The sequence below is a fragment of the Dyella nitratireducens genome (genome assembly GCF_014642835.1).
In the GTDB taxonomy this organism is placed as follows: Bacteria; Pseudomonadota; Gammaproteobacteria; order Xanthomonadales; family Rhodanobacteraceae; genus Dyella_B; species Dyella_B nitratireducens.
Genome location: NZ_BMJA01000004.1, coordinates 129,818 through 154,306, shown reverse-complemented (window position 1 = coordinate 154,306; position 24,489 = coordinate 129,818). Strand labels below are relative to the sequence as shown.

Here is a 24,489-nt window from a genome sequence, read left to right as displayed (position 1 = left end):
CTGGTTGTACGCCGGCTTGCCCACGCCGTCCGTGTAACCGGCCACCATCACCTTCACCTGCGGGTAGCGCTTCAACGTATCCACCGCCTGATCCAGGATCGCCAACGAGTCGCTTGCCGGCACCGCCAGCGTCGGCTCGATGTTGCTCTCGCCCTTCTTCGGACGGTCGAACTTGAAGTTCACGCCCTTCAGGTCGATCACCACCTTCTGCGGGCAGCCATCCGGGCCCACGATCGTGCCTTCCGGCAGGTCCGGGCACTTGTTGTCGCACAGGTTCACGCCATTGCGGAACTGCTTGGAACAGTCCGGCTGCGGCGGCGGGGGCGGTGCAACCGGGGCGGCCGGGGCCGGCACGGCACCGATCTTCGCCACGATGCTGAAGCCCAGGAACCAGTCGCCATAACCGTTCTTTGCCGGCTGGGTCTTGTCGTCCCAGTCATAGCGGTAGCCCGCTTCCACGCGGAAGTCGGCGCTGTCGGTGATCGACTTGGACACACCCACGCCGCCTTCAGCAGCCGGCGCCCAGTCACGATTCAGCGGGTTGTGGTGGTAGCTGCCCATCACCCCACCCAGCAGATACGGACGCCAGGAGTTCGCATCACCGAAGTAGTAACGCGCCGACACGCCGTAGTTGTTGTTCGACCAGGTATTGCCCTGACCAAACACAGCCGTGTCCGCCTTGCGCTTGGTGCGATCAACGAACAGCTCGACCGAAACGTTCGGGCTGATGAACTTACCTACCGACAGCCCATAGTAAATCTGGCGGCTGCGCGTATTGCGGTCGGTATCGTTGTAGTAACCGCCCACGGTCGGGGCAACGTACCAACGGTCGTCAAAGCCATTCGGCCACGCCGGCGCAGTGCTGCTCGCCGTGCTGCTTGCAGCCGTGTTGTCCTGCGCGTGAACGGCACCTACGCCGCCCAGGGCAAGAGCGATCAGAAAATACAGGCCCTTACGTTTCATCAGGTATCTCCTCATTTCTTAATGTGTAGGGCATTCATCCCGCCAAGCCAAAAACGCTTCGTCGCGCAACCATTGCGGTAAAGGACTCGTGCGATGGCCAACGCCCGGCGCGTGCGAGTTTAACAAGTTTTAAACGATTTGCAAAATGATTGCTAACAGACTGCCAGCCCACAGCCTGCCTGCCCCACTACTAATGCAGACCCAGTCCGGCCCCTGGCCGAACCGGGTCCTGCCCCATGGACTTAAGATTTTCTGCTCAGCGCGTCATCACAGCGTGAAGAGACCGAGGAATGCCTGGATCGGCATGGCATCCAGCTTGGCCGGATCAGCCGTGGCGTCCAGGATGGCCTTCACCTTGTGTGACGGCAGATGGCCACGCATGGCCGCCTCGAACTTCTTCAGCAGCACCGGAATGCCCTCGGCGCGACGCTTGCGGTGGCCGATCGGGTAGTCGATGGATACCTTCTCAGTGCTGCTGCCGTCCTTGAAGAACACCTGCACGGCGTTGCCGATGTAGCGCTTCTCGGGATCGAAATAGTCCTTGGTGAACTGCGGGTTCTCGGTAACCACCATCTTCTCGCGCAGCGCGTCGATGCGCGGATCGGCAGCGACGTCGTCGTTGTAGTCGTCGGCAGTGAGGCGGCCGAAGATCAGCGGCACGGCCACCATGTACTGGATGCAGTGGTCGCGATCGGCGTAGTTAGCCAACGGACCGGTCTTGTCGATGATGCGGCAGCCGGCTTCCTGCGTTTCGATCACCACCTTCTCGATCTGGTCGAGCTTGCCGGCAACTTGCGCGTGCAACTTCATGGCGCACTCCACCGCGGTCTGTGCGTGGAACTCGGCCGGGAAGCTGATCTTGAACAGCACGTTCTCCATCACGTAGCTGCCGAACGGACGCTCGAACTCAAACGGCTTGCCCTTGAACGCCACGTCGTAATAGCCCCAGGTCTTGGCTGTGAGCGCGGAGGGATAACCCACCACACCACGGTAGACCGCATTAATCGCGTGAGTGACGGCGCGACGGCAAGCATCACCGGCCGCCCAGCTCTTGCGCGGGCCAGTGTTCGGCGCGTGGCGATAAGTGCGCAGGGCACCGTTGTCGATCCAGCTATGCGACACGGCCGTGGTGATCTGCTCCTTGGTACCACCCAGCATGGCGGTAGCCACTGCGGTGGATGCCAGGCGCACCAGGATGACGTGATCCTGGCCGACACGGTTGTAGCTGTTGAGCAGCGCGTAGCAGCCCTGGATTTCGTGTGCCTTGATCGCATAGCTGAGCACGTCGCGTACGGAGAGCGCCTTGCCGCCCTCACGTTCGGCCTTGCGGCTCAAGTAATCGGCCACGGCCAGGATCGCCCCCAGATTGTCGGACGGATGGCCCCACTCTGCCGCCAGCCAGGTGTCATTGAAATCCAGCCAACGGATCTGCGTGCCGATCGCGAACGCAGCCTGCACCGGATCCAGCTCATGGCTGGTACCCGGCACACGCGCGCCGCCCGGCAACGTAGCGCCCGGCACCACCGGTCCCAGATGCTTCACGCATTCGGGGAACTTCATCGCCATCATCGCGGTGGCCAGCGAGTCCAGCAGCATGTAGCGCGCGGTGTCATACGCCTCGGTGGAATCAATCCGGTAGTCGGCCACGTAATTGGCAATGTCGACCATCGGCTGATCGGGATCGGGACGCTTGGCAGAACGGATATCGTGCGCGCTCATGGGGATCTCGCGGTAAGGGAAAAGCGAAATTGTAGCGGGGAACACCGAATGGGACATGCTGCAAGCGCTTCTTGCGCTTGACCGGCCCTGCTCTGCCATCGAGAATCGCCGAACCACCCCAAAGGGGAGTAGTTCCGGATGCGGCCAGCCGCATCCGCGCGGCGATCGTCATCACGAGCGAAGCATCGCTCCGGGCGCCGCGGCAGCTTAAGGCTGAGAACGAGACTTTTGCGGTGATGACAGGACCGGCGTGCGTCCTGTCGTCGCCGCTTGAGTCCCGCACGCCCAGGAACTTGGCATGACGCTCCCTACTCATCTGCTTTCCGATCTGCTCACCATCGTGCTGCTGGATCTGGTGCTGGCTGGCGACAACGCGATCGTGATCGCCCTTGCCGCCCGCAATCTCCCCCACGCCTTGCAAAAACGTGCCGTGATCTGGGGCACGCTCGGTGCCATCGCCGTGCGCATTGTGCTCACCGTGATCGTTGTTTATCTGCTCGAACTGCCCGGGTTGATGCTGGCAGGCGGCCTGCTGTTGCTGCCGATTGCCTGGAAGCTGCTCAAGCCCGCGCACGACGAACATGGCGACGTTGCCGCGGCAGCCGGCTTCTGGTCTGCGTTGCGCACGATCGTGGTGGCCGACGTGCTGATGGGTGTGGACAACGTGCTGGCGATTGCCGGCGCCGCGAAAGGACACATGGGCCTGGTGGTGATCGGCCTGTTGATCAGCATTCCGCTGGTGGTGTGGGGTTCGACGCTGATCATCAAGCTAATCGAACGCTTCCCCATCATCATCTACGCGGGTGCTGGCGCCATCGCATGGACAGCCGGCCGCATGATCAGTCACGAGACGCTCTGGCGCGCATGGTTCGATGCACATGGCTGGATGAAGCATGTGCTGGAAATCGGCTTGGTTCTCATCGTGTGCGCGGGCGGCTACCTGGTCAATCGGCGACGACGGTTTGGGGCCTGATGCACGGCACGCCAGCAATTGCTCGGACATTTCGAGCGCCTCAATACGCAGTTGGCCGAGCGCGAATGGCTCACCGGGCATCGCTCGGTGGCCGATGCGTATCTCTTCGTCGTAATGCGCTGGGCGAAGGGAAAGCAAGTGGATCTTGGCGGGCTTACGCACCTTGATGCGTTCTTTGCACGAATGCAGACAGATGCCGGCGTGCAGACGACGATGAAGGCTGAAGGATTTTAATCAACGCATACCGGATCTCGATGTCACGGTAAACCCATGCCCTCTCCCGTTCGGGGAGAGGACATACCGCGACGTCAAATAGCGCGGCATCTCTGTACACGCTGATAGGTGCTGCCAAACGTCATCGGCAGTAACTGTTGTCGATCAGAACATCATCGGTACGCGAATGATCACGGTTGCATCGGGTGTGTCGCGCGTGACGCCCACACCCAACGTAACATTCAACGTTCGCTTGTCGTTGTAGCGATACGAACCGCCAATCAGCAGTTGCCCCAGCCATACCTTGGTTGAGCCCGGCAGTTTTTGGCCAGATTCGGTCGTCCTGCCGATAAAGGTCTGGTCATAGCCAATACTGAGCGATGCCTTGTCGTTTAGGGCCATGCCCATGCCGATACTGACGTCGCCCTCGTTACCCATCTTCACGTTGCCAAGAAACTGCCTGCCGCCGAGCAGAATGTTCTCATAGACGTTGTGGCGTTCGACGTTGTACAGGTAACTGAAGTTACCGAAGAACACCACCGGATCGGATGGCAAGAGCCAGGTCAAACCAGGCTGCAACGTGTAAAAGCCTGTACCGGTCGGCTGCTGCACCGGCAAACCGGTGCCGGTGAGATTTTCAACGCAGCGGGTGACGCAATCGGTTACTACCTCGAATGGATCCTTGCCGGTGCGGGACTTGAAGCGGAACCAGCCGATGTAATAGGCCTTGTCCGCGCCACCATCGTTGAGTTGATAGCGTAACGTCGCCTCGATATCACCCAGCCCCTTGCCGCTGGAGCCGAACACATTGTCTTCCGAAGAGCCGGTAAGCACTTCGCGGCTGACCGTATCGGTATGCGTATCGACATAGGGAATACGTACTTCCAGTTCCATACGATTGGTAATGCCATAGCGCCCGGTAAGGATCGCCGTCTGGGTCGTGCTGCGTACCTGACGCACATCGATCAGGCCAATCAGGATGGCGGGAATGATGGTGTAACCGACCAGCGCCACGCGATCGGCGGTGGAGTAGCCGAACTGATAGGTGGGCTCCACCACGACCTTGCCCTTCGGCGTCAACACGCCGGGCTGCTGGAAGATCGGCGCGACTTCCGGCGGGCGCGAATTTTCTGCCGGCGCCTGGCCAACAGGTGCTGACGGTGTTGCCGTGCCCTGTTGCGCTACCGGCACGTCGGTAATCGCATCCGGCGATGGCATCGGCAATGCCGAGGCCCCCGACCCGCCGACAGCAATATTGCCGCCACGTTGACGTGCCAGCACATCCATGCCGACGGCGTGACGCAATGCCTGGTAATCCGCCGCCTGCTGCGCAAGCTGCCGCTGCAACGCTTCGATTTGGCCACGCATCGCCTCGATACGAGCGCCCTGCTCTGCCAGGCGTTGGCGGATGGCCGGCGATGAAGTGTCGTCCGATGACGACGCGGCATTCGACACATCCTGTGCTACCGCCACGCCGCAAAAAGCCATCAGGCTGACGCAGCCGGTGACATAAAGCCACGGCCTCGCAACATGCTTCGTTTTTCGATCCGTCTTGTTCTTCATATTGTTTCCCCCGGCGGACTCACGTCCGCTTGCGTCAATGCGACAACGCCTGCAGTTGTTGCGCAGCCTGCAGGCTCTGCTGCAGCCCTTGATTGCGCATGGCGTTCAACGCGCTCACCGCAACGTTCAAGGTGGTGAGGCTGCGGATGAGCTGGTTGTTCACCGTGTTCTGGATCACCGTCGCCGCACTGGCTTGCGCTGCGGAGGCCGGAATGATGGTGCTGGTAACGGTCGGACCACTCGGCACACTCTGGAAAGCGCCGGCCCCGCTGGCCTGCGTTGACGACGCGCTCGCTGCACTGTTCGAACCGACATTGCCTACCGCACTGCTCGACGCAGCTTGCGACAGGGTTTGAGTAACCGTTTGTGTCACGGCTTGTGCCACCGAAGCCGTGCCCGCCTGTGTCGTCATGGATGGGTTGAAGCTATTGCCGGAGCCAACCTGCACATCGATCGTGCCAAGTGCTTCCGCCAGCGATGTCGCCTGCTGTGCGGTGATGTGCGAGATATCGGGAATCGTGACATTGAGGTAGGTCACCAGATTGCCATCGACGTATATGGCGCGCTGAATGCCAAATGACACTTCCAGGCCGCCGAGGTCGAAGCCACCGCGCACCTTGGCCAGGCTTTCCGTGGAAACCGGCATGCCGAAGCCTGCAACGGGATCGCGATGTTGCGCATGCACCGCAGTGGCACTGCCCGCCAAAATCAACAATCCGATGGTGCGAAACGAGAGACCGGAACGTTTCATAGGTCACCTCAAATGTCGCCAGGTCCGTATTTAGGCATGGTGATCGTGTCCAGCCCGCGCCGGTCGACACCTACCCCCAAAGGAGCGAGCGGCGCACTGCGCCAGTCGCTATCCGTATTGAAATGTGCAAGATCGCGCCGGTTGTGGATCACGAACACCAGCCCGTTCTTCCACAACCCATCGAAACGATCTTCCGGAATCGCACGCGTACCGCGTGCCGGATCACCGACCAGCACGCGCCCATAACGCACGCCCTTGATCACCACGAAGTGGTGGTAACCGCGATCCTCGATCAGCACGATCGCCGGCAAGTTCGCTTGTTGCAGTTGCTGGAGGTTGGCATGGAAACCGTCGGCCTCGAAGCCCAGGCTTTCCAGATAAAGCTTGATATCCAGTAGTGAGAAACCTTCCTTGTTGATCTTCTTGCGATCGCCGTGCACATACATCTGTTCGAACACGACCTGCTCGTTCACCGGATAGTTGTATTGGTAGGTCAGCAGTGTCGCCACTGCCGCCGAGCCGCAACTGAAGTCGTACTTCTGATGAATCGTGTTGCGGTACTTCACCTCTTTCAACGTCGTGATGTGCAACCTATAGGTCTGCCCGGCGTTGTCGTTGAGCGCCATGTTGCCGGCCTGTACGACAGGCGCCGCAACAAGCGCAAGAAACACGGCAAACGCTGGCAGCACAGGCTTCATGGCTTCAGCTGCACATTGACGATCACGCCGGTCTGGATCAGCACGTTGTTGCCGGTGTTTTGCACCACCGACGGCAAGCCTGACGCACCATCCAACGAATTGCCGCTGATCGTATTGGCGCCCGTGGTTACTTGCGAGGCGGTATCGCCCGTCACCGTGCCAGTCAGGGTTTGATTGTTCTGCACGAAGGTGCCGCCGCTGTAATGCTGCAACGTGCCGGCACTTACCGCTTGACCGAAACCATCCACCGTCAACGGTTGTGCTGCCGGCTGGCTGCTGACGTTCCGCGCGCCCGCGGCATGTGCTGGAGGATCTGCCGCAAGCGCTCCTCCCATCATGCACAACAGCACCAGCCCTATTACGGGTGTGATACGAGCCATGGCACTTACTCCGAGTGGTGTGGCGCATCGCATACGACCGCATCCAGCAGGCACATCGCTGTGCCGACCAGTTCAAACGACATGGCGGAGCGATGCGTGCTCCGCCATGTCGATCAGTCGTACATCAATGACCCACGTTCAGATTGGCCTGGACCGTCACGCCTTGCTGAATCAGCGCCGCTGCACCGCTGTTCTGCGCAATAGTCGTGATGCCCGCTGCCGCTGCTGCGGTACTGGTCATGCTGTTCGCCATGTCGAAGGCGCCTGCGTCTGCGGCGGTGCTCCCGCCGTTACCGCCATTGCCACCCGACGCACCCATCCCTGCACCTGCCGTGCTGGCGCCGCCGTCGCCACCGGACGCACCGTTGCCACCTGCGCTCGCCACCATGCCGCTGGTGCCACCGGTCGCACTGCTATTGCCACTGGTGGAGGTAGCCGAACCTGACATGCCTTCACCGCCGGTAGAAGTGCCAGCTCCGCCCGTTGCGGATCCACCAGCACCACCATGGTGACCGGCATTGGCGTTGGCGTCACCGCCGGAGCTCCATGCACCGCCGCCCTTTGCACCGCTACCAGCCAGCGAGTCACCACTGCTGGAGCCGGCTCCGCCGGCATGGCCGCTATGTGCATTGGAGTCGCCGCCCGATCCACCGCTGCCACCCCAACCGCTGTAGCTGTTGCCACCCCAGCCGTTTCCACCCTTGCCACCACGTCCGCCATTGGCGTTGCCGTTATCGGTCGCCGAATTGCCGATGCCCGATACCGTCACATCAGAGACGGCGCCTTCCAATGTCGTGTTGGCTACTGCGGTGCTGGTATTGAACGCATCGCTGACCGATGAATAAGCCGTGCCGCCGTTGTTCGCTGCGGAGGTACCCATGCCGTCACTGTAGACATCGCCACTGTTGTTGCGGTCGTCACCGCTGGTGGTCACGGTCTTGGTATGGGTGCTGGAGTTGGAGTGCGTGCTGTTGTCGTTGTTCTGGTTGGAGTTGTTGTTGTACGAGTTGTGCTGAGCCATGGCCGGGAGAGCAAGTCCCAAGCCTAGCGTCAATGCCGTAAAAAGAAGAGTCTTGCGCATAAGTATTCCTCCCGGAATGGATGCGATTACCCCCCTGCTTTTTTCGCTGTCACAGCGATTAGGTGAGGCAAACCGCATGCCACGCACAACGCCACGCGGCGGTGCGGGGAGGCGTTATAAAAATCAATGCATTACGAGCGATCTGTCGCGGGTGGCACAAATGGCGCAACGCTTGCTAGGTGCTACATGCGTGCAACAGTCGTGACGCCATCATTTTCGCGCGGGCACACTACGCGAAATATGCACTTTGGAAACAGCATCTTGCTTCACCTAGGCATGCACATGGCAGGTGTATCGGCCATGCAACAAATCCATGAAGTAAACGCAACAAAAAAGGGGCGTGAAGCCCCTTTTTTTGATAGCCACGACAAACCGGCGATCAACGCTTTTCAATCGGCGTATAGGTGCGATCTTCCGGACCAATGTAGTTGGCGCTGGGACGAATGATCTTGCCGTCCTCGCGCTGCTCGATCACGTGCGCGCTCCAGCCGGAGGTGCGCGACATCACGAACAGCGGCGTGAACATGGCCGTCGGCACACCCATCATGTGGTAGGCACTGGCTGAGTACCAATCCAGATTCGGGAACATCTTCTTCAGTTCCCACATCAGCTTTTCGATGCGCTCGGATACTTCGAACAAGGTCGGATTGCCGCCTTCGGTGCAAAGTTTGCGCGAAATTTCCTTGATAATTTCGTTGCGCGGATCTGACACGGTGTAAACCGGATGGCCGAAGCCAATGATGATTTCCTTGCGCTCCACGCGCGCACGGATGTCAGCGTCCGCATCGTTGGCGTTGCGATACCTGGCAATGATGTCCATGGCCACTTCATTCGCGCCACCGTGCTTCGGTCCGCGCAGCGCGCCGATGGCACCGGTGATAGCCGAATACATGTCCGAGCCGGTGCCGGCAATCACACGTGCGGTGAAGGTGGACGCGTTGAACTCATGCTCGGCATAGAGCACCAGCGAACGATCCAGCGATTGCGCGTGCAGCTCGCTCGGCTTCTTGCCGTGCAGCAGATGCAGGAAGTGCGCGGCAATCGTTTCGTCTTCGGTTTCCGTTTCGATGCGCTTGCCGTTGTGGCTGAAGTGGTACCAGTACAGCAGCATGGAGCCGAAGCTGGCCATCAAGCGATCGGCGATATCGCGTGCGCCGGTCAAGTTGTGGTCTTCCTTTTCCGGCAATACCGTGCCCAGCACGGAGCAGCCGGTGCGCATCACGTCCATGGGGTGCGTGGCGGCAGGCAGCAGTTCCAACGCGCTCTTCACCGGCGCCGGCAGGCCGCGCAGGCGCTTTAGCTTGGCTTTGTAAGCATTGAGCTCAGCCCAGTTCGGCAGCACGCCATGCACCAGCAGATAGGCCACTTCTTCAAAGCAGCCCTTGGCGGCCAGGTCATGAATGTCATAGCCGCGATAATGCAGGTCATTGCCGCTGCGGCCGACCGTGCACAATGCGGTATTCCCTGCCGCCACGCCGGAAAGGGCGACGGATTTCTTCGGCTTGGGGGCCGTTGCAGATTGCTCGCTCATTGGTAAGTGCTCCAGGCTGCGAAACATTGATCACAGCCGCTGGGGAAGGCGGCTGCGGGAAATAGGCATTACTTCTTGCCGGCGAACAAGGCGTCGAGTTTCTTCTCGAAATCGTGGTAGCCGATACGGTCATACAGCTCTTCGCGTGTCTGCATCATGTCGACCACGTTGCGTTGGTGGCCGTCGCGGCGAATGGCCTGGTAGACGGTCTCTGCGGCCTTGTTCATGGCGCGGAACGCCGACAGCGGATACAGCACGATGCCCACGCCTGCACTGCTCAGCTCTTCAACGCTAAACAAAGGCGTGCTGCCAAATTCGGTGATATTGGCAAGCACCGGCACCTTCACGGCGTCCGCGAAACGGCGGTAGGTGGGAAGATCATAGGCGGCTTCGGCAAAGATGCCGTCTGCACCGGCCTCCACACAAGCCAGGGCACGCTCGATGGCGGCGTCCACGCCCTCCACCGCAATCGCATCGGTGCGCGCGATCAGAAAAAAGTTGGAATCGGTCTTGGCATCTGCTGCCGCTTTCACGCGGTCGGCCATTTCACCGGCCGGAACGATTTCCTTGCCAGGACGATGGCCACAACGCTTCGCACCGACCTGATCTTCGATATGGCAGGCTGCCGCGCCGAATTTGATCAGGCTTTTCACCGTGCGTGCGATATTGAAGGCACTGGGACCAAAGCCCGTGTCGATATCCACCATCAACGGCAGATCGCACACGTCGGTGATCCGCCGCACGTCGGTGAGCACGTCATCCAACGTGTTGATACCCAGATCCGGTATGCCCAGTGAACCCGCCGCCACACCGCCACCCGACAGATAGATGGCGCGATAGCCAGCGCGCTTGGCGAGCAAGGCATGATTGGCATTGATGGCGCCAATCACCTGCAGAGGCTTTTCGGCAGCCAACGCGGCGCGGAAGCGGCTGCCGGCAGAGTCGATCTGGGTCATTGCGGTTCTCCGAAACGGGAAATTGTAAGCGATGTGCCAGAGCGGCCATGTCGCGGCGCAGTAAGCGCCTGCAGATAATGCTTTGCTCGCGACAAGCAGCAAGCGGACGACATACCGAAGTAGCGCCGCATTTGCCAAGTGAATGCGTGACCGGTCAATTCGATTGGAATCATGGGGACACGCTGACCAATGCGACGGACGTCACTGTGTCACGGTGAAATACATTGATCAATCTTGATTAATAGGATCAATATATCGTTCATGCGTACCGACTACCTTTCTGCCCAGGATGCCGCCACGCGGCTCGGCGTAAACCTTGCGACGCTGTACGCCTACGTCAGCCGCGGCCGTATCGATTCTCGTCCCGGACCGGATGGCCGCACACGGGAATACAGCGCCAGTGACATCGAGCAGCTGATCGAGCGCAAACAGGCCGGGCGTGGTGCTGCACAAGGCGCGGCGCATAGCCTGGCGTGGGGTCTGCCGGTGATGGAAACGCGCATCTCGCTGATCCGCCCGCGTGGGCATTACTACCGCGGTGAATCTGCCATGGTTTTGGCGAAAAACGGTGCGACGTTGGAGGAAACGGCACTGCTGTTATGGGATTGCGGCGGTCACGATCCGTTTGCCGTCGAATCATCGCGTCGATGGCCGGAAGCGATCGCAGTCCTGCTTCGTCGGTCCGAAGCACCTCCGCTGGAACGAACCATCGCCGCCCTGCCCTTGCTGGCACTCGATGCCACGCATGCGCATAGCGCCGATCCGCTTCATCGCCGGCAAGATGCAGCGTTGCTGTTGCGAGAAACAGCTGCGCTCCTATGTGCCACTCAGCCCAGTGCGCAACCCATTCACCAAGTGATGGCCGCAAGCTGGCGCAAGGACGGGGTAGGCTTACCCGAACTGGTGCGCTGCGCTCTGGTGTTGTGCGCGGATCACGAGCTCAACGCATCCTCGTTCGCCACGCGCGTCGCTGCCTCCACCGGGGCCAGCTTGCATGCAGCCGCATGCGCAGGGTTGGCGACGCTGTCTGGCCCGCATCATGGCGGCGCCGTCGCACGGGCGCACGCCTTCATTCAGGAGATGTTGCGTGAACGCAAGCCCGTCGATCGCGTACGGGAACGTTTGCGTCGCGGCGAAACGTTGCCTGCTTTCGGACACACGCTGTATCCCGAAGGCGATCCGCGCGGCGCGGTATTGCTGGAAGCCTTGCAGATCACCCACCCACGTCCCAACAAACTGCCCGCAATCGAGCGGCTGATTGATGCCGTGCAGGCGCAATGCGGCCTGCAGCCGAATGTGGATTTCGCCCTGGCTGCCGTTGCTTCGGCGTACGAACTGAGCGCCGATGTCGCACTGGCAATCTTTGCCGCTGGCCGCATGGCCGGATGGCTGGCACACGCACTGGAACAGCAGGAAAGCGGAAGCCTGATTCGGCCGAGGGCTAGTTACGTCGGGCGCATGCCGCAGCGTGAAGGGTGATTTCCGCCACGCCACATCTTAACAGTTTCATATACCCATTCTTCATCATTTTTACGGCTTAAATAAAATCATGCGCATTGAATTCACAAATTAACCACACAAGCCATATTTAAACATTAATATCGTTAGCCAACATGTTGACATTTATAATAACGCGACATATATACGCGTTGCGCGCAACGTATATTTACCTCAACGCAATCCGCAACCGCCTGATCTTTCCAACGCTTCGGCTTAGAACGATGCGTATCCATGGATGCACGATTCTCATGCGATAAGGATCAATCGCTGATCGCACGCAATTTTTCTTGAGTTGGAATACCCCATTGAAGCGATCATTGCATTCAAGCTTTTTGAATGCATAGCAGGTTCACATTGGTGCATTGCAGGTACGCAGCCCCTTACAGCAGCCAGAGAGGTTGGCTGTTGCAGTTCGCTTGATGATGTTGCACGCGAAAATAGAAATATTTTCGCCGAGGTGTTTTTTACGCGTTTGAAAACATGCGCAATACCCGTCAACGGGATCTACCAGGAGGTGTCATCATGCGCTTCAAATCCGTCCTTTCTGTTCTCTTGATTGGCTCCAACTCGTTTTACACGGCGCAAGCCCTTGCAGGGCCGTCTTCGGCTCTCACAACCATCTGCTCCAATGCCTTTGGTACCGTGGAGCAAGAAAGCGCGCCGACCACGTACGTAGAGAGTCTTACTTTGCAGAATATGGAGGCGAAAGTGGTATTCGCTGACGGCTCGAGTTACGACATCTGGCCGAACAATTATTCCTCTGCCCAAAATGGACAGTCCGATCAGGTTCGATGGCTGGTGCGATACGCATATCTCCACACGATTCCTATCAACATATGTACCGGGGTGGGTGCGATCTGGGCAGTCGAACTGGATAAGGTCAAGAGACATGGCGAGTCTTCGCTAATACAGTCCGATCAGGAACAGTGATCGCTGCGGGAGCAACCTACCGTTGTCCAGGCATATGGTTCTCACTCGATCTGTGGACACAGTCCCGTAGCGCCAACGTTGCGGGGCTAGGCTTTGGTTGTCCAAATTTGTCTGGAACAAATTTGGACAACCTAAAGGGTTCTCATCGAGACCGCTCTCCGCCACTCATAAAAAAATCTGTGTGCACCTTGAAGAAGAGTGAAAGGGATTGTTCGGCCCATCCATGGGCCTTACCCCTCCGCGCTACGCGCTGCGGGGCCAGCCTGCGGCTATCCAAATTTGTTCCCGACAAATTTGTCGAACCGAAAGGGTTCTCATCAAAGCCTCTCTCTCCGCCACCCATAAAAAAACGCCCTTGCGGGCGCTTTTTTATGGGTGGCGGAGAGAGAGGGATTCGAACCCTCGATAAGGCTTTTGACCCTATACTCCCTTAGCAGGGGAGCCCCTTCGGCCTCTCGGGCATCTCTCCATGTTTTGACCCGTGCATCACAAAGCGAGTCACGGGAGCCGGCAAGGATACCGGCCACTGCCCGCAAGGTAAAGGGGGAATCAACGCCCGCCCGACTCACCCGTCGCGCCGCCGTCGTTCTCGCTTTCACCTTTGATGCGCTGGTAAATCTCTTCGCGATGCACGGCAACGTTCTTGGGCGCATTGATGCCAATGCGAACTTGGTTACCTTTTACGCCGAGAACGGTAACGGTCACCTCGTCGCCGATCATTAGGGTTTCCCCGACCCTGCGGGTCAGAATCAACATAGCTGCTACTCCATTTAATGCTTGTGGTCACAGGCCATCTGCATGTTGTTGCCTCACCCCTGAGCACATCACCACGCAGTTCTGACGTTAGCGTCCGTCAAAGGCCTTACCGCCTTCCCCGGCTCCAAAAACCGAGTTGCCCCGCAAGGTAACTCGCCACTTACAACGCCACCGCAACAGCGACGTCGATATCTGACCGATACTAGCCGAGCCCCTGCGTAGGGTGCAATCTATACAGATTCTTGACAGCGGGTCCATACGCGGCGCATCAACTCGTCAATTGCTTACCGATCCAGGCCACCGTACCCGTCAAAACGTCAGGCAATTGTGGTTTGTCAACGCCGCCGCCTTGTGCCATATCCGGGCGCCCACCGCCTTTTCCATCGATCTGATTGGCCACGTGTGCAACCACATCGCCAGCCTTGATGCGGCCGGTTGCCTTGCCGTTCACGCCTGCTACCAGTGAAACGCGCCCGTCCGCCGCGCCTGCCAACAGGACCACGCAATCAGTCAGCTGCTGTTTCAATTGGTCGACGCCATCGCGCAGCGCCTTTGCATCCAAGCCTTCCAGACGCGCTGCGACGACTTTGATGCCATCAATGTCATGCGCTGACTGGGCGAGATTACCGGTCATTGAACCGGCAGCCTTGGCGCGCAACGATTCCAGTTCGCGCTCCAGTTTCTTCTGGCGATCAAGCAGTTGGCGCAGTTTTTCCGTGACGTCGTCGCCGCTAGCGGAAAGCAACTGCGACAGGTCGTTTAAGCGGCGTTCTTCTTCGGCAACATACGCTAGCGCACCGTCACCGGTGACTGCCTCGATACGGCGCACGCCGGAAGCCACGCCGGCTTCGCTGACGATCTTGAACAGGCCGATGTCGCCGGTGCGGCCAACATGTGTGCCGCCACACAGCTCGGTCGAGAATTCACCCATCTTCAGCACACGCACTTCGTCGCCGTATTTCTCGCCGAACAACGCCATCGCGCCGAATTGGATCGCGTCGTCGTAGGCCATGTGGCGTACTTCGGCCTCCGCATTGCGACGCACTTCGGCGTTTACCAGTGCTTCGATCGTGGCCAGTTCCTCACGCGTGACTGGCTTGAAGTGGGAGAAGTCGAAACGCAGGCGATCAGGCGCCACCAGCGAGCCTTTCTGCGTGACGTGCGTGCCCAGTTCCTTGCGCAGCGCAGCGTGCAGCAAGTGCGTGGCGGAATGATTGAGGACGGTGGCCTGACGGCGCGACGCATCGACGAATGCATCCACCACATCACCCGTGCGAAGCGACTGAGCGCCATGCCAGCGGCCTGCGTGGCCGAAGAACACGCCGCCCATCTTGATGGTGTCGCTCACCTCGAAACGGCCTGCGCCACTCGACAGCGTGCCGGTGTCGCCCACCTGGCCGCCGGACTCGGCGTAAAACGGCGTTTGATCGAGGAGTACAAAGCCTTCTTCGCCTTCAGCAAGCTGCCCGATCTGCTTGCCGCCTTGCACGATGCCGACCACCTTGCTGGCACGGCTGGAAAGCGCCTCGTAACCCAGGAAGGCGGTGGGCGCCAGCTGGCTGGCGAGCTCGGCGGGCATCTGGCCCTTGGCCACAAAGCGGCTGCCTTCGCGGCTGCGTTCCTGCTGCGCCTTCATGGCTTGCTCGAAGCCAGCCATGTCCACCGACAGGCCACGCTCACGCGCGATATCGGCAGTAAGGTCTACCGGGAAGCCATAGGTGTCATACAGCCGGAACGCATCCTCACCCGGAATGATCTTGCCGGACTTGGCCGCCACTTCATCGAACACGCGCATGCCATGCTCAAGCGTTTCGCCGAAACGTTGCTCTTCAGTGCGCAGCGCCTCCTCCACAAAGGATTGCTTGGAAGCCAATTCTGGATACGCCGCACCCATCTCTTCGACCAGCGGTTGCACCATTTTCCAGAAGAAATCGCCACGCACGCCGAGCATCCAGCCATGACGCAAAGCGCGGCGGATAATTCGGCGCAGCACGTAGCCGCGGCCTTCGTTGGAGGGCAGCACGCCGTCGACAATCAGGAACGAGCAGGCGCGGATGTGATCGGCGATCACGCGCAGCGACTTGTTGCCGAGGTCCTGCGTTTTCGTAAGTTCCGACGCCACCTTGATCAGGTGCTGGAATAGGTCGATCTCATAATTGGAGTGCACGTGCTGCAACACGGCAGCCAGGCGCTCCAGGCCCATGCCGGTATCCACGCACGGCGCCGGCAGCGGCGACAAGCTGCCATCCGGCGCGCGGTCGAACTGCATGAACACCAGGTTCCAGATCTCGATGTAGCGATCACCGTCTTCATCGGGCGAACCCGGAGGGCCACCGGCAACGTCGGGGCCGTGGTCGTAGAAAATTTCCGAACACGGGCCGCACGGACCAGTATCCGCCATCTGCCAGAAATTGTCGGAAGCGAACGGTGCGCCTTTGTTATCACCGATGCGCACGATGCGCTCGGCCGGCATACCGATTTCCTTGGCCCAGATGTCGTAAGCCTCGTCATCCGTGTGATAGACGGTGACCCACAACTTTTCCGCCGGCAGCTTGAGCACGCCGGTCAGCAGCTCCCACGCATAGCGGATCGCATCGCGCTTGAAGTAATCGCCGAACGACCAGTTGCCCAGCATCTCAAAGAAGGTGTGATGGCGCGCGGTGTAACCCACCGAATCCAGGTCGTTGTGCTTGCCGCCGGCACGTAGACAGCGCTGCACGTCGGCCACGCGTGCGTAGGGCAGCTTTTCACTGCCGAGGAACACGTTCTTGAACTGCACCATGCCCGAGTTGGTGAACAACAAGGTCGGGTCGTTGGCCGGCACCAGCGAGCTGGAAGGCACGATGGTGTGGTCCTTGGTGCGGAAGTAATCGAGAAAAGCGGAGCGGATGTCTGCAGTTTTCATTGAGTTCGAGACAAAGGTCGGAAGGACGCGCCGGCGCCACCGCCCCCTTGCTCAGGGGTCTTCGTCGGCGGCATCGTCCACATCGGCGCGGGTAACATCCCGTACTGTGGCGGCGGGAAAGCCGCGGCGCAAGAGGAACTGCGCCCGGCGGGCGCGTTCGGCGGGGTCCGTGGTGCCTACAACGCCGTAGCGGCGGCGCAGTTGGACGGCGGCGGATTCAGTCCAATCCACATCGGCCGCATCGAGCAGGCTGCGAATACGCGCATCCGACAGGCCGTGGCTCTTCAGCTCCACGCGCAGGCGCATAGGGCCATAGCCTTGGGCGGAGCGGTTGCGGATCAGGGTTTCGGCGAAGCGCTCATCGTCCTGATAATGCTGCTCACCGAGGCGTTCGAGCGCTTCGCTAGCTTCGTCGCGGGCGTAGCCGCTGCGATCCAGTTTCTGGCGAAGCTCCTTGCGGGAGTGATCGCGGCGCGCGAGCAAGCCCAGTGCTTTGTTGTAAGCGCTGGGCTTAGGTCTATTTGGGTCGTCGGTGCGTTTCTTCATGACCACGCGAAATCAGCCATCTCTCCGTTTCATGGAGAGGAAGTGGATGGCTTCAGAACACCTTGTACACCTGCCCCGTCTGCGCCCCTTCCACGCTTCGCGCAAATGCCAGTGCAGCACGCGCCGCACTGACAGGTTCGAAACCGCGGAAAAACGGCGCATACGCTGGCATCGCCTCGGTCAGCACGTTCGGGCTCACCACGTTGATGCGCAAGCCGCGCGGCAATTCGATCGCCGCTGCACGCACAAACGCCTCTACCGCGCCGTTCACAAGACTTGCGGAACTGCCCGCCACGATCGGCTGCTCGGACAGGATGCCGGTGGTCAGCGTGATCGAGCCGCCGTCGCGCAAATAATCGCGCGCTGCCAAAGCCAGATTCACCTGCCCCATCAACTTGTCAGCAATTCCCTTCGTGTGCAGCGATTCGCCGTAAGGTGCCGGCTTGAAATCCACCAACGGCGCAAAGGTCACGCTACCTGCCGCGCTGATCACCGCGTCCAGTTCACCCGCCTGCTGCAAGGTGTGCTGGATGCTGGCAACGTCCGTTAGATCAACGCGAAGGCTGCCGGAGTTGCGTCCGGCAGCGATCACTTCGTGGCGTGATGCGAGTTCCGCTTCTACCGCACGTCCTAATGTACCCGAGGCACCGACGAGCAAAATCCTTAGTCGCCGCTCGACCATCGTCAGGCTTCCTCGATGGCTTCTTCGGAAGCCGCCATGGACCCGCTGCCATTCACCAGCAGGCGCGCGCGCAATTCGCGATCGATCTCATTCGTGATGGTTGGATTGTCGCGCAGGAACTGGCGTACGTTTTCCTTGCCCTGGCCAATGCGGTCACCCTTGTAGCTGTACCACGCGCCGGATTTATCGATCAGGTTCTGCGCTACGCCCAGTTCGATGATCTCGCCCTCGCGTGAGCTGCCCTCGCCGTACAGGATTTCGAATTCCGCTTGGCGGAACGGCGGTGCCACCTTGTTCTTCACTACCTTCACGCGCGTTTCAGAGCCGATCACTTCTTCGCCTTTCCCAGGCAGTTGGATTTCTTGATATTGGCGGTGAGCTTGCGCAACGCCTGGCTCATCAGGCGAGCGTGCAGGCCGACGTGGGAGTCGCCCATTTCGCCTTCGATTTCGGCTTTGGGCGTAAGCGCTGCGACGGAGTCGACCACCACCACGTCCACGGCGCTGGAGCGCACCAGCATGTCGGCGATTTCCAGCGCCTGCTCGCCGGTATCGGGCTGGGAAACCAGCAAATCATCGATGTTCACGCCCAGCTTCTGCGCGTAGATGGGATCAAGCGCATGCTCGGCGTCGACGAAGGCCGCCGTGCCGCCGTTCTTCTGGCAGTTTCACGCGGCCGCGCGGCAGGCCGCCGACGCCCAACGCGATATCCAGGCCCAGCGAACCGGTGGAGACGGTTTCGATGTTGTCGTCAGTACGGTCGCCCAGGCGCATCACCGCGCCTTTGCCGAATTGCTTCTCGATCTGGCCGAGGGCCGAAGCGAGCGCTTTGCGCTTGTTGTCATCCATCGTCTTGATTCCGCTGTTCGTTGTGGTCGTGGCGAGCATGATGCCGCGTGCTTGTCTCACGGGCTGGGATGCAGGGTTGGAGTGCAGGATTTGGAGTATCCCACATCGGTCAAGCATCGGACCGGTGGTTAATTTCTGCTCAATCCGTAAGCATCGCCAGCACACCTTCGAGGGCTGCCGCCACTGTCTGCCGCCGCACGGCTTCCCGATCACCCGGAAAGTGGAACAGCTTGGCATGCGCCTCGCCACCGAGCCGCCGCCAACCTATCCACACCGTGCCAACCGGTTTCTCCGGCGTGCCGCCGGTGGGCCCAGCGATGCCAGTGACCGCCACCGCCACGCCGGCACGCAAGCGCTCCAGCGCACCGGAGACCATTTCCAACACCGTCGCCTCGCTGACCGCACCGGTGCGCTCCAGCGTTTCCTGCTTCACACCCAGCAGCAACATCTTGGCTTCGTTGCTGTAGCTGACAACACCGGCCTCGAACCAGGCAGAGCTGCCGGACAGATCGGTGAGCGTCTTGGCGATCCAGCCGCCGGTGCAGGATTCGGCAGAGGCCAGCATCAACTTGTGTTGCTGCATGGTGGCGGCTATGCGTGTGGCAAGTGCCAACAATTCGTCATCGGCGGGAACGGGTAAAAAAGTCATACCTATCAATATCCTCAACGCTTCGCCTTGGATTTCTGTCGTGCCTTGCTGCCAGCACTGGACTGGACCAGTTTCTTCTCGTCCGATTTAAGGATGCTCTGATCTATTCCACGTACCCGTCACCGCACTGTATGCGTCTGTCACGGCGTTCCGGCGGTGAAGGCAGACTGGCTGTCTGTCGAGACGACGGAACGCCGTGAGAGACGTATACAGTGCGGCCCCAACATGTTGAATAAAGGACGGGGTGACACCCAGAAGGCCCGCAGGCTGCACCGCGTGGCTTGAACAGACGGCCAGTCTGCCCTGCGCCACACGGCACACCCTGCGGGCCTTCTGGATGTCATGCCGGGTGCGTGGAATAGATCAGAGCATCCTTAAGCCGACGCTCGACTTTCTTCACATCCTCCGCTGCTGGCAATACCTCAGGGATGATGTTGCGAACAGTCAGAATCTTGCGCACATCCCGATTGTTCTTCACATGTTCGCGCGCGATGCCAGGCTCATCACGCAAATCCTGTTGTTTGACCTGAAGGTTAGTGACTTCATTGGCAAAATCCTTGGCCTTGATGGTGATAGTAGGAAGGAAGTCTGCTAACGGCCGATTGCCGGGCACCGTCAGCTTCCTTTTCATGTCTTGCGTACTAAGGCCACCAAACAAAGCCGCATCGCCCTTGCTCAAGATGCGAGCAAATCCTTCACCATCGATGCCACGCTCATACAGCACGCCGGATAGTGCCTTTTGCGACAGGCTAAGTTTTTCGCGCGCCTGCAAACGCTCCAACTCCGCGATGCGCTGCTCAATCAGCTCCTGCTTGCGGGTTTGCATCGCGAAATAGGTCATCGCGAAGGCAATCTCCGCCTTGCGCGGATCACCATTCTGGGCGATGAGATAGCAGGCGTAACGGGTCAACGCCACGTCGCCTATTTGGCGCCTCGTGCCGGAGCCGATACCAACCATTTTGCTGGCGTCAGCAAAATGGTCTTGTACCCGACCGCCAGCCTTTTCGCAGGCCGCCTTGGCATCTTCGATGACCCGTTCGAAGTTTCGCCACTGCGTGTAACCAAGCAACTGCTGCAGTTCGCGCGCTAGCCAATATTCGGTGTTACCCCTGTGATGAACTGCTTCCTCGAAGCTCTTATGGAGGCGAACGATGAGTTCCTTCTTCATGACAGATTCCTAATGGCGGACGGCAGGCATGGTCTGACATATTCATCTCGCGGAGCCATGGCAATGTTCCTTCCAGACCGGTCCGGCTGTGCGGACAACTGGATGGTTGGGATTGCCAGCCTGATGTCAGTAGGAACGGACAGCGACTCCATGCGAAACTCCGCATCTTGCATCCACGCTGTTTTACTCGCCTCACCCTACTACGCCAAGACTTGACCGCATGAATCAGGACGAACTTTCGCTGCACACCCCCTTGATGCGCCAATACCTCGCGGCGAAAGCCGCGCATCCAGATGTGCTGCTGTTCTTCCGCATGGGTGACTTCTACGAGCTGTTCTACGAAGACGCACGCAAAGCGGCGCGTTTGCTGGACATCACACTCACGCAACGCGGGCAGTCGGCGGGGCAGCCGATTCCGATGGCGGGCGTGCCATATCACGCGGTTGAGAACTATCTGGCCAAGTTGGTGCGGCTGGGCGAATCGGTGGCGATCTGCGAGCAGATCGGCGATCCCGCTCTCGCGAAAGGGCCGGTGGAACGCAAGGTAGTGCGCATTGTTACACCGGGTACGGTGACAGATGCGGCACTGCTGGAAGAACGTCGCGACAATCTACTGCTGGCGATCTCAGCCGGCGCTCATGGCAGTTATGGCTTGGCTTGGGCAGATCTTTCCAGCGGGCGTTTTCTGCTCAGTGAGGTACCGAGTGCAGAAGCGCTCGCTGCTGAACTGGCGCGCTTGCAGCCTGCGGAAACACTGGTCGGCGAAGACGTCGCCTGGCCCAAACTGGTCAGTGCCCTGCCCGGCTTGCGCAAGCGGCCGCCGTGGCATTTTGACAGCGATGCAGCACGGCGCGAGCTGAATCGATTTTTTGGCACACGCGATCTTTCGGGCTTTGGTGTCGACAATTTACCGCTAGCGATTGCCGCTGCCGGCTGTCTGCTTGGCTACGTGGAAGAAACGCAAAAGAGCGCACTACCTCATCTTTCCGGCATGGCCGTCGAAAGCGCGAGCGAAACGATTGCGCTGGATGCGGCCACGCGCCGCAATCTGGAGCTGGATACACACCCGAGCGGACGCATCGAGCACAGCCTGCTCGGCGTGCTCGATGAAACCGTCACACCAATGGGAGCGCGCTTGATGCGCCGCTGGCTCAATCGCCCGTTGCGTTCGCGCGATGTGTTGCGACGCCGGCATCAGGCAATCGGCGCACTGATCGAAACACGTCGTCACGAAACCTTGCGCGAACAGCTGCGTGGCATTGGCGATCTGGAACGCATTCTCGCGCGCGTGGCCTTGCGTTCTGCCCGTCCGCGCGATCTGTCCACATTGCGCGATGGCCTGGCTGCTGCACCTGCGTTGCGCGAATCGATCGCCGCGCTGGATAGTCCGCTGCTACACGATCTGGTCAGCGGCATCGGCGATCACGCCGCCACGGCCGATCTTCTAAAACGGTACATCGTCGAACAACCACCGGTACTGCTGCGCGATGGCGGCATCATCGCCGACGGCTACGATGCCGAACTGGACGAACTGCGCCATCTCGCCACGCATGCCGATCAATACCTGGTTGAACTGGAAGAGCGTGAAAAAGCCGCCAGCGGCATTCCCACGCTGAAGGTCGGCTACAACCGCGTACACGGCTATTACATCGAAATCAGCAAGGCGCAGTCGGACAAGGCGCCCACGCATTACACGCGCCGGCAGACCACCAAGAATGCGGAACGCTACATCACCGAAGAGCTGAAGACCTTCGAAGACAAAGTGCTTTCCGCCAAGGAACGTTCGCTGATGCGCGAACGCGCCCTGTACGAGGCGCTGCTCGACACGCTTACCGAACAGCTCGAACCGCTCAAACACGCCGCTGCTTCCATGGCCGAGCTCGACGTGCTGTGCACGCTGGCCGAACGCGCCGAAGTCTTGGACTGGAGCGCACCGGAACTCACCGACGAACCTGGCCTGCTGATCGAGCGCGGTCGTCATCCTGTCGTTGAAAAAGTGCGCGAGGAGCCGTTCGAGCCGAACGACCTGGTGCTCGACGACCATCGCCGCATGCTGGTAATCACCGGCCCCAACATGGGCGGTAAATCGACGTATATGCGCCAGAACGCGCTGATCGTGCTGCTGGCTCATATCGGCAGCTACGTACCCGCTTCGCACACGGTGATCGGTCCGATCGACCGCATCTTCACCCGCATTGGCGCCGGTGACGATCTTTCGCGCGGCCAATCCACCTTCATGGTGGAAATGAGCGAAACGGCGAACATCCTGCATAACGCCACGCCGCAAAGTCTGGTGCTGATGGACGAGGTAGGACGCGGCACCAGCACTTACGATGGCCTGGCGCTCGCACGCGCTGCCGCCGTGCACCTGGCCGCGAACAGCAAAGCCTACACGCTGTTTGCGACGCATTATTTCGAACTGACCGAACTTGCCACCGACTATCCCAGCATCGCCAACGTGCATCTCGATGCTGTTGAATACGGCGACCAACTGGTCTTCATGCATGCCGTGAAGGAAGGTCCCGCCAATCGCAGCTTCGGCCTGCAGGTGGCAGCGCTGGCGGGTCTACCCAAATCGGTCATTGCTGATGCACGCAAGACACTGGCACAGTTGGAAAACGGCATGCATGGCCATGCTGCCAAGACGTCACTTCAGCACGAACCATCGCCACAACTAGGCTTGTTCGCTCCGCCCGAACCGTCCGCTGCCGAACGCGCGCTCAACGATGTCGATCCCGATGCGCTGACGCCACGCGAGGCATTGGACGTTCTATACCGGCTGAAGGCCTTGGTGTGAATAGACCGCGCCGCGGGCGACTGCGGCGCGGTCGAAAGTGTTCAAGCCGCAGCCGGCAGCGGCGTTGGGAACGGTTCGCGCCAAGCCGGCAGCGTCATCATCTGATTGTGCCAGCGAATGATGTTGGCGAACTCATCGACCGGCAAGCGTGCCTCCTTAGCCCACGGCAACAGCACGCCCACGCCAAAGTCCGCAATACTCAGCTTGTCGCCAACCAGATACTCATGCTGTGCCAAGTGTGCATCGAGCACACTCGCAAAACGCTTATAGAACCCGGTGGCTTCGTCCACGGCTGCAGTGTTCACCTCACCTAGGCCCAAGAACGGCTTGATGTGATGCTCGAAATACAGCGTGCCGCCGTGACGCGAAAAATGGCAGCTATCCCACGATAGCCAGCGCAACGCTTCAACTTGGCGGGCGGCATCGGAAGGCCACAAGTCGGAGCCGGCTTTCACCGCCAGATGGGCCATGATGGCGGTGCTCTCCCACAATTGGATATCGCCGTCGATCAGCAGCGGTACCTTGCCGTTGGGATTCAAGGCCAGGAACTCGGGCTTGCGATGTTCGCCACGGCTCAGATCAACCCGGACATATTCCACCGGCGAGCCGAGATATTTCGCCACCGCGCACGTCTTGCGCGGATTCATCGTCTCTGCGTAATACAGCTTCATGGTCATGACCACTGTCTCCTTGGTGTGGGGGCGGGTAAGTCGTAAGAATACCGAGGTGTTTGTCAGCGCCTTATGTTCAAGAACCTATATTGCTTTCGCAGTAGGCTTTCCCGCCTTAACCACCCTACGCTTGAGCACCCAAATACAAGCAGAAAACCCGCCAATGCATCGTGGAATCAGCTGATTGAGTTTTCTGCTTCCCCTGTCAT

21 protein-coding genes, 1 tRNA gene and 1 pseudogene are annotated in these 24,489 nt (G+C 59.8%); 5 read left to right on the top strand and 18 right to left on the bottom strand.

Annotated features, from left to right (window positions below; translation table 11 throughout):
- Positions 1-963: OmpA family protein (locus IEX75_RS19500; RefSeq protein ID WP_188796887.1), on the bottom strand; the 963-nt coding region annotated here is incomplete at its 3' end.
- A 267-nt stretch (positions 964-1,230) separates the two neighbouring features.
- On the bottom strand, positions 1,231-2,682 hold the full coding sequence (locus IEX75_RS19495) for a bifunctional 2-methylcitrate dehydratase/aconitate hydratase (protein WP_188796886.1): 1,452 nt from the start codon (positions 2,680-2,682) through the stop codon (positions 1,231-1,233).
- Between the two features lie 298 nt (positions 2,683-2,980).
- Between IEX75_RS19495 and IEX75_RS19490 the strand changes: the two genes are divergently transcribed.
- Both IEX75_RS19490 and IEX75_RS19485 read left to right on the top strand, forming a co-directional pair.
- Positions 2,981-3,655: a TerC family protein gene (locus IEX75_RS19490; protein ID WP_188796884.1), complete on the top strand. Its 675-nt coding sequence runs from the start codon at positions 2,981-2,983 to the stop codon at positions 3,653-3,655.
- A gap of 18 nt (positions 3,656-3,673) precedes the next feature.
- On the top strand, positions 3,674-3,889 hold the full coding sequence (locus IEX75_RS19485; protein WP_188796882.1) for a glutathione S-transferase family protein: 216 nt from the start codon (positions 3,674-3,676) through the stop codon (positions 3,887-3,889).
- A 144-nt stretch (positions 3,890-4,033) separates the two neighbouring features.
- Here IEX75_RS19485 and IEX75_RS19480 read toward each other — a convergent pair whose 3' ends face one another.
- The 7 genes from IEX75_RS19480 to prpB form a co-directional block, all read right to left on the bottom strand.
- Complete coding sequence (locus IEX75_RS19480; protein ID WP_229720975.1) at positions 4,034-5,431, bottom strand: tol-pal system YbgF family protein; 1,398 nt, start codon at positions 5,429-5,431, stop codon at positions 4,034-4,036.
- A 34-nt stretch (positions 5,432-5,465) separates the two neighbouring features.
- Positions 5,466-6,182 carry a hypothetical protein gene (locus IEX75_RS19475; RefSeq protein WP_188796880.1) on the bottom strand — a complete coding sequence of 239 codons (717 nt, stop codon included), beginning with the start codon at positions 6,180-6,182 and terminating at the stop codon, positions 5,466-5,468.
- Between the two features lie 8 nt (positions 6,183-6,190).
- Complete coding sequence (locus tag IEX75_RS19470) at positions 6,191-6,880, bottom strand: C39 family peptidase (protein WP_188796878.1); 690 nt, start codon at positions 6,878-6,880, stop codon at positions 6,191-6,193.
- Positions 6,877-7,260 carry a hypothetical protein gene (locus IEX75_RS19465; RefSeq protein ID WP_229720974.1) on the bottom strand — a complete coding sequence of 128 codons (384 nt, stop codon included), beginning with the start codon at positions 7,258-7,260 and terminating at the stop codon, positions 6,877-6,879. Before IEX75_RS19465 ends, IEX75_RS19470 begins: the two co-directional genes overlap by 4 nt.
- A 124-nt stretch (positions 7,261-7,384) precedes the next feature.
- On the bottom strand, positions 7,385-8,341 hold the full coding sequence (locus tag IEX75_RS19460; RefSeq protein ID WP_188796875.1) for a hypothetical protein: 957 nt from the start codon (positions 8,339-8,341) through the stop codon (positions 7,385-7,387).
- Between the two features lie 379 nt (positions 8,342-8,720).
- Positions 8,721-9,872: a bifunctional 2-methylcitrate synthase/citrate synthase gene (gene prpC / locus IEX75_RS19455; RefSeq protein ID WP_188796873.1), complete on the bottom strand. Its 1,152-nt coding sequence runs from the start codon at positions 9,870-9,872 to the stop codon at positions 8,721-8,723.
- Positions 9,873-9,940: 68 nt separating this feature from the next.
- Positions 9,941-10,828, bottom strand: coding sequence for a methylisocitrate lyase (prpB, locus tag IEX75_RS19450; RefSeq protein ID WP_188796871.1), 888 nt, complete (start codon positions 10,826-10,828; stop codon positions 9,941-9,943).
- A 261-nt stretch (positions 10,829-11,089) separates the two neighbouring features.
- On the opposite strand from prpB, the gene IEX75_RS19445 reads away from it, so the two are divergent.
- Both IEX75_RS19445 and IEX75_RS19440 read left to right on the top strand, forming a co-directional pair.
- Positions 11,090-12,307: a citrate synthase family protein gene (locus tag IEX75_RS19445; RefSeq protein ID WP_188796869.1), complete on the top strand. Its 1,218-nt coding sequence runs from the start codon at positions 11,090-11,092 to the stop codon at positions 12,305-12,307.
- A gap of 543 nt (positions 12,308-12,850) precedes the next feature.
- A complete protein-coding gene (locus IEX75_RS19440; protein WP_188796867.1) occupies positions 12,851-13,258 on the top strand; it encodes a hypothetical protein in 408 nt (135 codons plus the stop codon).
- 376 nt (positions 13,259-13,634) lie between these two features.
- Here IEX75_RS19440 and IEX75_RS19435 read toward each other — a convergent pair.
- The 8 genes and pseudogenes from IEX75_RS19435 to dinD form a co-directional block, all read right to left on the bottom strand.
- Positions 13,635-13,727, bottom strand: a tRNA-Ser gene (locus IEX75_RS19435).
- 80 nt (positions 13,728-13,807) lie between these two features.
- Positions 13,808-14,014, bottom strand: coding sequence for a carbon storage regulator CsrA (csrA, locus tag IEX75_RS19430; RefSeq protein ID WP_188796865.1), 207 nt, complete (start codon positions 14,012-14,014; stop codon positions 13,808-13,810).
- Between the two features lie 268 nt (positions 14,015-14,282).
- The gene (gene alaS, locus IEX75_RS19425) at positions 14,283-16,919 is read right to left on the bottom strand and encodes an alanine--tRNA ligase (protein ID WP_188796863.1); all 2,637 of its coding nucleotides are present in this window, start codon (positions 16,917-16,919) and stop codon (positions 14,283-14,285) included.
- A 51-nt stretch (positions 16,920-16,970) separates the two neighbouring features.
- Positions 16,971-17,465: a regulatory protein RecX gene (locus tag IEX75_RS19420; protein ID WP_188796861.1), complete on the bottom strand. Its 495-nt coding sequence runs from the start codon at positions 17,463-17,465 to the stop codon at positions 16,971-16,973.
- A gap of 52 nt (positions 17,466-17,517) precedes the next feature.
- Positions 17,518-18,147, bottom strand: coding sequence for a short chain dehydrogenase (locus IEX75_RS19415; protein ID WP_188796859.1), 630 nt, complete (start codon positions 18,145-18,147; stop codon positions 17,518-17,520).
- A 2-nt stretch (positions 18,148-18,149) separates the two neighbouring features.
- Positions 18,150-18,995 (bottom strand): annotated as a pseudogene (locus tag IEX75_RS19410) (recombinase RecA).
- 139 nt (positions 18,996-19,134) lie between these two features.
- Complete coding sequence (locus IEX75_RS19405; RefSeq protein ID WP_188796857.1) at positions 19,135-19,644, bottom strand: CinA family protein; 510 nt, start codon at positions 19,642-19,644, stop codon at positions 19,135-19,137.
- 340 nt (positions 19,645-19,984) lie between these two features.
- Positions 19,985-20,812, bottom strand: coding sequence for a DNA damage-inducible protein D (dinD, locus tag IEX75_RS19400; protein WP_188796855.1), 828 nt, complete (start codon positions 20,810-20,812; stop codon positions 19,985-19,987).
- Positions 20,813-21,032: 220 nt separating this feature from the next.
- Between dinD and mutS the strand changes: the two genes are divergently transcribed.
- Complete coding sequence (gene mutS, locus IEX75_RS19395) at positions 21,033-23,609, top strand: DNA mismatch repair protein MutS (RefSeq protein WP_188796853.1); 2,577 nt, start codon at positions 21,033-21,035, stop codon at positions 23,607-23,609.
- 41 nt (positions 23,610-23,650) lie between these two features.
- Here the strand turns inward: mutS and IEX75_RS19390 are convergent, their stop codons facing one another.
- Positions 23,651-24,286, bottom strand: coding sequence for a glutathione S-transferase family protein (locus tag IEX75_RS19390; protein ID WP_229720973.1), 636 nt, complete (start codon positions 24,284-24,286; stop codon positions 23,651-23,653).
- Positions 24,287-24,489: the final 203 nt, after the last annotated feature.

What these genes read in the sequence shown, in the direction of transcription:
- IEX75_RS19495 (WP_188796886.1), bottom strand. Translation starts at nt 2,682, where the DNA reads ATGAGCGCGCACGATATCCGTTCTGCCAAGCGTCCCGATCCCGATCAG.
- IEX75_RS19490 (WP_188796884.1), top strand. Translation starts at nt 2,981, where the DNA reads ATGACGCTCCCTACTCATCTGCTTTCCGATCTGCTCACCATCGTGCTG.
- IEX75_RS19480 (WP_229720975.1), bottom strand. Translation starts at nt 5,431, where the DNA reads ATGAAGAACAAGACGGATCGAAAAACGAAGCATGTTGCGAGGCCGTGG.
- IEX75_RS19475 (WP_188796880.1), bottom strand. Translation starts at nt 6,182, where the DNA reads ATGAAACGTTCCGGTCTCTCGTTTCGCACCATCGGATTGTTGATTTTG.
- IEX75_RS19470 (WP_188796878.1), bottom strand. Translation starts at nt 6,880, where the DNA reads ATGAAGCCTGTGCTGCCAGCGTTTGCCGTGTTTCTTGCGCTTGTTGCG.
- IEX75_RS19465 (WP_229720974.1), bottom strand. Translation starts at nt 7,260, where the DNA reads ATGGCTCGTATCACACCCGTAATAGGGCTGGTGCTGTTGTGCATGATG.
- IEX75_RS19460 (WP_188796875.1), bottom strand. Translation starts at nt 8,341, where the DNA reads ATGCGCAAGACTCTTCTTTTTACGGCATTGACGCTAGGCTTGGGACTT.
- prpC (WP_188796873.1), bottom strand. Translation starts at nt 9,872, where the DNA reads ATGAGCGAGCAATCTGCAACGGCCCCCAAGCCGAAGAAATCCGTCGCC.
- prpB (WP_188796871.1), bottom strand. Translation starts at nt 10,828, where the DNA reads ATGACCCAGATCGACTCTGCCGGCAGCCGCTTCCGCGCCGCGTTGGCT.
- IEX75_RS19445 (WP_188796869.1), top strand. Translation starts at nt 11,090, where the DNA reads ATGCGTACCGACTACCTTTCTGCCCAGGATGCCGCCACGCGGCTCGGC.
- IEX75_RS19440 (WP_188796867.1), top strand. Translation starts at nt 12,851, where the DNA reads ATGCGCTTCAAATCCGTCCTTTCTGTTCTCTTGATTGGCTCCAACTCG.
- csrA (WP_188796865.1), bottom strand. Translation starts at nt 14,014, where the DNA reads ATGTTGATTCTGACCCGCAGGGTCGGGGAAACCCTAATGATCGGCGAC.
- alaS (WP_188796863.1), bottom strand. Translation starts at nt 16,919, where the DNA reads ATGAAAACTGCAGACATCCGCTCCGCTTTTCTCGATTACTTCCGCACC.
- IEX75_RS19420 (WP_188796861.1), bottom strand. Translation starts at nt 17,465, where the DNA reads ATGAAGAAACGCACCGACGACCCAAATAGACCTAAGCCCAGCGCTTAC.
- IEX75_RS19415 (WP_188796859.1), bottom strand. Translation starts at nt 18,147, where the DNA reads ATGGTCGAGCGGCGACTAAGGATTTTGCTCGTCGGTGCCTCGGGTACA.
- IEX75_RS19405 (WP_188796857.1), bottom strand. Translation starts at nt 19,644, where the DNA reads ATGACTTTTTTACCCGTTCCCGCCGATGACGAATTGTTGGCACTTGCC.
- dinD (WP_188796855.1), bottom strand. Translation starts at nt 20,812, where the DNA reads ATGAAGAAGGAACTCATCGTTCGCCTCCATAAGAGCTTCGAGGAAGCA.
- mutS (WP_188796853.1), top strand. Translation starts at nt 21,033, where the DNA reads ATGAATCAGGACGAACTTTCGCTGCACACCCCCTTGATGCGCCAATAC.
- IEX75_RS19390 (WP_229720973.1), bottom strand. Translation starts at nt 24,286, where the DNA reads ATGACCATGAAGCTGTATTACGCAGAGACGATGAATCCGCGCAAGACG.